We start from the raw sequence: 5,052 nt of genomic DNA on the forward strand, positions 1-5,052 counted from the left end.
GAAGAAAGTGTGCTGGTGATGGCAGAGGATGCGACAGTGCGTGCCAATCGTTTAGCCCTCCTTGGTCTGTTGCGCAACTGTGCGGCAATTATTGGCGATTTTGGGGCAATTGTCCAAACTGAGAGCGTTCCATCAGCCCCATAGTTCTCAAAGTTTGGCAGGAATTTTGGCAGGAATAAAAGTGTTGCTTAGCTCCCAGTAGCAACGCATAATTGAGAGTACCCCAATTGAGAATTGCCGTGGCCTGTTCATCTGAACAGTTACTCAATGGGTGTTTAGACTGTTTGCGAGAATTGCCATGACTGCTGAACCGCCGGCCAAGCGCCCCCGCACCAAGAAGACCCCAGCGCCTGCCCCTGATTTAGAAACCAAGCCTCGCCCAGAAATTCTCGGTGTTGCTGCAGCGGGTAGCTCACTGCCCAAGGTCAATGCCGCTCCTGAAGAACCCATTTCTAGGCAACCGGATCTTCCTGCCCACCCCCAACCCATCCCACCCCCCAGTGAACGGATGCAATATCGGGCGATCGGGGTTGTGCGAGGTCGCTATGTACCCGCTTCGGAGCAGGAGTTCAACCGAGGGGTAATGATTACCGAGGATGGGGTGGAAATTGAAACCGTCCTCTTGGGGCAGGTGATGAACCTGATTAAAAAATATCTCGACTTGAATGAACCCCACCTCTGGGTAGTCTACCCTCGCACCCGTAATGCTGACAAAGACAAAGCAGCGGTGAAACTGCACCTGCAAATTGTGGGCGTATGGGAACCGGAGCGCCTGCAACAGGCCAATGCCACAGCAGTGGATCCCGGCGTCAATGACGGTTACTTTTCTGTACGGGGAGAAGTGATCTTCAACTCCCAAGAAAAGAACTTTGTCGTCGTTAAAATCCAGCAGTTGCCGCGCCGGCGGGGCGAAAAACCCAAAGCCTTCAAACTGAAACTCACAGGAACCGTGCCCATGAAGTCGCCGGGGTACTTTTGGGACTTTCAGGTGCAACGACAGGGAACAAGTTTAGTGGTCCAGGAGGCAACCACAGTGGGTATTCTGCCCCCGCGCAAAATCAAGAAGTCCAAGAAAGCCAAGGCCAAGGCACGGCTAGCCCGCCCCCAGCGCGCCGCTTCATCGCCCCCAGCACCGCGTCCGACTTCCTTTCGCCCGGTTCGGCGATCGCCCAACCCACCATTGAACTAGCGCCAAGGCATGGCTTGTCAAGGTGTTGTAAATTTTTGTAAATTTGTTCCACTGTCCACAACAACTCAGACACGGTACTTGATCATTTAGCCTACCAACTGCGAGGAACACCATGACAATTCAACTAGGCGGACATCGCACCGCCCGCCGCGCCTACGGTATTGATGAAATTGCCCTTGTCCCCGGCAACCGCACCCTTGATCCTCAATTGGTGGATACCCGCTGGCGCATTGGTGCCATTGAACGGGAAATTCCGATTATTGCCAGTGCCATGGATGGGGTCGTGGATGTTACCATGGCCGTCAAACTCAGCCAAATGGGGGCACTGGGCGTCCTCAATCTTGAGGGGCTTCAAACCCGCTACGAAGATCCCGCACCGATTCTCGAACGCATTGCCAGCGTCAGTGTGGATGAATTTGTGCCCCTGATGCAGCAGTTGTATGCGCAGCCAATTCAACCCCAGCTCATTGAAAAACGCATTCAAGAAATCAAATCCCAAGGGGGGATTGCTGCTGTCAGTTTAACTCCAGCGGGGGCCAGTCGTTTTGGTGATGTTGTGGCAGCGGCAGGGGCGGATTTGCTCTTTGTGCAAGCAACCGTTGTCTCACCGGCTCACCTTGCGCCTGAGGGGACAGATCCCCTAGACTTGGCTGCCTTTTGTGAGCGGATGCCGATGCCCGTTATTTTGGGGAACTGTGTCACCTATGAGGTGGCTCTCAGTCTTATGCACTGTGGCGCGGCGGCAATTCTGGTGGGAATCGGTCCAGGGGCGGCCTGTACCTCCCGTGGCGTGCTTGGGGTGGGCGTGCCTCAAGTGACGGCGATCGCCGACTGTGCAGCAGCACGGGACGCCTATTTTGAACAGACGCAACGCTATGTGCCTGTGATTGCCGATGGCGGCCTTGTCACCGGTGGCGATGTCTGCAAATGTATTGCCTGCGGCGCAGATGCAGTGATGATGGGGTCGCCCTTTGCCCGTGCTAAAGAAGCCCCCGGTCGCGGTTATCACTGGGGTATGGCCACGCCTAGTCCTGTCCTGCCTCGGGGGACGCGCATTCATGTGGGCACCACAGGTACCCTTGAGCAGATTCTGCGGGGACCTGCCCAGTTGGACGATGGAACCCACAACTTCCTTGGGGCGTTGCAAACCAGTATGGGAACCCTTGGGGCCAAGGATCTGCGGGAAATGCAGCAGGTGGAGATCGTCATTGCTCCTTCCCTCCTCACGGAAGGTAAGGTCTATCAAAAAGCGCAAAAACTAGGGATGGGTCGCTAGGGGCAGATAGCTATACTCAATGCGGCCACCACCGCGAAACTGCCGCTGATAGGCAATGCTCACGGGATCCTCACTGGGGAAGAGGGTATCAATGCCAATGCCATTGCGGCCGTATTCCTTGCCAGAGCTATGAATATACTGCCCCTGCCCCAGATAGAGGCCCACATGGGTCGCCTTTTCACAGCTGCCGAAAAAGACCAGATCGCCCCGCTGAAGTTGGGGTAGGGTTTCCGCAATCGAGTTGCTCCCTAAAGGGGTGGCAAAGGCCTCCTGCTGATAAGCATCCCGCGGTAGCCAAATGCCTTGACTGGCAAAACTGGCCTGCATCAAGCCAGAACAGTCGTAGTGGGGGGCGACGGTTCCTCCCCAGAGATATTCATGGGGGACTTGCTGTGCCGCCAAGCAAAAGGCAATAACCTCTTCAAGGACAGCCTCGATGTCCGCGCGATCGCGGGCAATGGGTTGATAGGGCTGAGTCGCGGGTGTGAGATGGCAGTAATCCTCTGCATCCAACCAGCCCCAGTATTCATCCTCCGCCAGTTGTACGTGGGTCCGTTCAGACGCCAAAGCAGATACCCAGAGAAACCGTCCTGCTGCCCCTTGGGTTGCCAAGCGATCGCCCCTGGAGGCGTCGTAGAGGTTCACCGTTGCCGTGAGTTGGTGCAGTTGGTAAACGTGGGCACCCTTGGTCGCAAAAATGGGCATTTGGATGGATTGGATAGCGATTGACGAAAGATTGACAAGAGGACGAAGTACGCTAGCGCAACAAGGGTTGGAGGAGCGCCAGACTGCCATCGGCAATGAACTGGACGGCGATCGCCAGAATGAAAAAGCCCAATAGTCGTGTCAAGGCTCCCCGACCGGTAATTCCCCAGGCTTGACTGAGGGGTTCTCCCAAGATCAAAAGGAAGTAAACCATCGCGCTCAACAACAAAATCCCCAACCACGCCCCTAGATATTCTAGCCAGGTATGACAGCGCGTAGAGAGGCTAATGGTCATGGCGATCGCCCCCGGGCCGCTGAGGAGGGGAACAGCCATAGGGGTTAGGGAGATGTCCGCCTTATCTGCCGCTTCCGTTTGCTCCCGATGGGTCAACCGGTCCTGAGATGTCACCATCTGCCAAGCAGTATGGCTAACAATCAAGCCACCAGCAATACGTACCACCGGCAGAGAGATGCCAAAGAAGGCAAGCAGCCCTTTTCCCATGAGAAAGAAAACCGTCAGCACCGCGGCCACGTTGAGGGCCACCTGTTTTGCTTGCTGGCAACGGCGTTGGTGAGATTGCTTGGCAGTTAGGGCATAGAAAATGGGAATAGCCCCAATGGGATCAACAATGGGAAAGAGGGCTGCAATCGCTCCCACCAGATAAGACAGCAGCGGCTCCATGGAGATGCATTAGCTGAGCACTGTTCCTCTAGCAACCGACAGGGGCCCCTAGTAGTGACTGAAACAATTGTAGGCCCTCCAGGGTATGTTCACTGGGGGAGCTGATCAAGGCAGGGTCAGCGGCACGTTCAGGGTGGGGCATCATTCCCAAGACATTGCCGGCAGCATTGCAAATACCTGCGATATTGTTGAGCGAACCATTGGGATTACTTTCAGGGGTAACATTCCCTTGGGCATCAGCGTAGCGAAAGAGGACTTGGCGGTTGGCTTCCAGTTCGGCGAGGGTGGCAGGATCGGCATAGTAGCAGCCTTCACCATGGGCAATGGGCAAGCGAATCACGGTCTTATCGCCATAGGCCTGTAGCCATGGCCGCTCTTTGGCTTCTAAGCGCAAATGGACGCGATCGCAAATAAAGTGCAAGTCCCGATTGCGCACGAGGGCACCCGGCAGCAGTTTTGCCTCCGTCAGAATTTGAAAGCCATTACAAATGCCGAGCACCCATTTGCCAGCGGCGGCATGGTCTTTGACGGCGGCCATGATGGGTGAGAAGCGGGCGATCGCCCCACAGCGCAAATAATCGCCAAAACTAAAGCCCCCCGGCAGCACAATCAAATCGTAACCCCGCAGATCGGTCTCCTCGTGCCATAGCAGTTGCGTGGGCCACTGGAGAATTTCACTGGTGACGTAGGCCACATCGCGATCGCAATTAGATCCGGGAAAAACGACAATCCCTACGTTTAGGCCATGACTCACAGCAATCCATCCATCACATCAGTAATTGGCTTTAACTTGGCGGGGGCATGGAGCAGCTCAATATCCCGTAGCCAGACCACACCGCGTCCCATGAATTCCACCCCAATTTTAATCAAGCCGGGGGTCTGGAGTTCTGGTTTGAGGTGAAAAGGCACTTCGCACAGATGCCAGTCGCGATCGCCCACGAGGGAAACCGTGCGCGAAAATGTCCAACCCAAGGGTTGACTGCGGCTGAGGAACAGTTGTGCCCCCTCGGGCAAGCTCCCGGTTTTGACTAAAGCACGGCACAGGAGCAGTTGATCTCCCCCTTGGGCAGAGGGCACTTCCAGCCACAGATGGGCTTCCGGGAGTTCAAAGAGGGGAATTCTCTGCGGCCAGTGGGACGCCAGACACCAAGCAGCACCTTCGACTCTAATGCCAGGGCCAGCGATCGGTTGATCCACACC

General features: G+C 55.8%; 6 protein-coding genes. 2 read left to right on the top strand and 4 right to left on the bottom strand.

Annotated features, from left to right (window positions below):
• Positions 1-298: 298 nt before the first annotated feature.
• Both H8Q75_RS04990 and H8Q75_RS04995 read left to right on the top strand, forming a co-directional pair.
• Positions 299-1,189 carry a hypothetical protein gene (locus tag H8Q75_RS04990; protein ID WP_024125198.1) on the top strand — a complete coding sequence of 297 codons (891 nt, stop codon included), beginning with the start codon at positions 299-301 and terminating at the stop codon, positions 1,187-1,189.
• Positions 1,190-1,301: 112 nt separating this feature from the next.
• Positions 1,302-2,465, top strand: coding sequence for a GuaB3 family IMP dehydrogenase-related protein (locus tag H8Q75_RS04995; protein ID WP_024125197.1), 1,164 nt, complete (start codon positions 1,302-1,304; stop codon positions 2,463-2,465).
• Here H8Q75_RS04995 and H8Q75_RS05000 read toward each other — a convergent pair.
• From H8Q75_RS05000 to H8Q75_RS05015, 4 genes are all read right to left on the bottom strand, one after another.
• On the bottom strand, positions 2,448-3,170 hold the full coding sequence (locus H8Q75_RS05000; protein ID WP_024125196.1) for a C40 family peptidase: 723 nt from the start codon (positions 3,168-3,170) through the stop codon (positions 2,448-2,450). The two genes, H8Q75_RS04995 and H8Q75_RS05000, sit on opposite strands and share 18 nt — an antisense overlap.
• 52 nt (positions 3,171-3,222) lie before the next feature.
• On the bottom strand, positions 3,223-3,852 hold the full coding sequence (locus H8Q75_RS05005; protein WP_024125195.1) for an NAAT family transporter: 630 nt from the start codon (positions 3,850-3,852) through the stop codon (positions 3,223-3,225).
• Between the two features lie 28 nt (positions 3,853-3,880).
• Positions 3,881-4,606: a phosphoribosylformylglycinamidine synthase subunit PurQ gene (purQ, locus tag H8Q75_RS05010; RefSeq protein ID WP_024125194.1), complete on the bottom strand. Its 726-nt coding sequence runs from the start codon at positions 4,604-4,606 to the stop codon at positions 3,881-3,883.
• Positions 4,603-5,052 (bottom strand): hypothetical protein (locus H8Q75_RS05015; RefSeq protein ID WP_297040844.1); only part of this gene is annotated, 450 nt, incomplete at its 5' end. The genes H8Q75_RS05015 and purQ, both read right to left, overlap by 4 nt.

The organism is Thermosynechococcus sp. OHK43, from assembly GCF_014466085.1.
Classification (GTDB): domain Bacteria; phylum Cyanobacteriota; class Cyanobacteriia; order Thermosynechococcales; family Thermosynechococcaceae; genus Thermosynechococcus.

Coding starts and splice junctions, on each gene's coding strand:
- H8Q75_RS04990 (WP_024125198.1), top strand. CDS start 299: ATGACTGCTGAACCGCCGGCCAAGCGCCCCCGCACCAAGAAGACCCCA.
- H8Q75_RS05005 (WP_024125195.1), bottom strand. CDS start 3,852: ATGGAGCCGCTGCTGTCTTATCTGGTGGGAGCGATTGCAGCCCTCTTT.
- H8Q75_RS04995 (WP_024125197.1), top strand. CDS start 1,302: ATGACAATTCAACTAGGCGGACATCGCACCGCCCGCCGCGCCTACGGT.
- H8Q75_RS05000 (WP_024125196.1), bottom strand. CDS start 3,170: ATGCCCATTTTTGCGACCAAGGGTGCCCACGTTTACCAACTGCACCAA.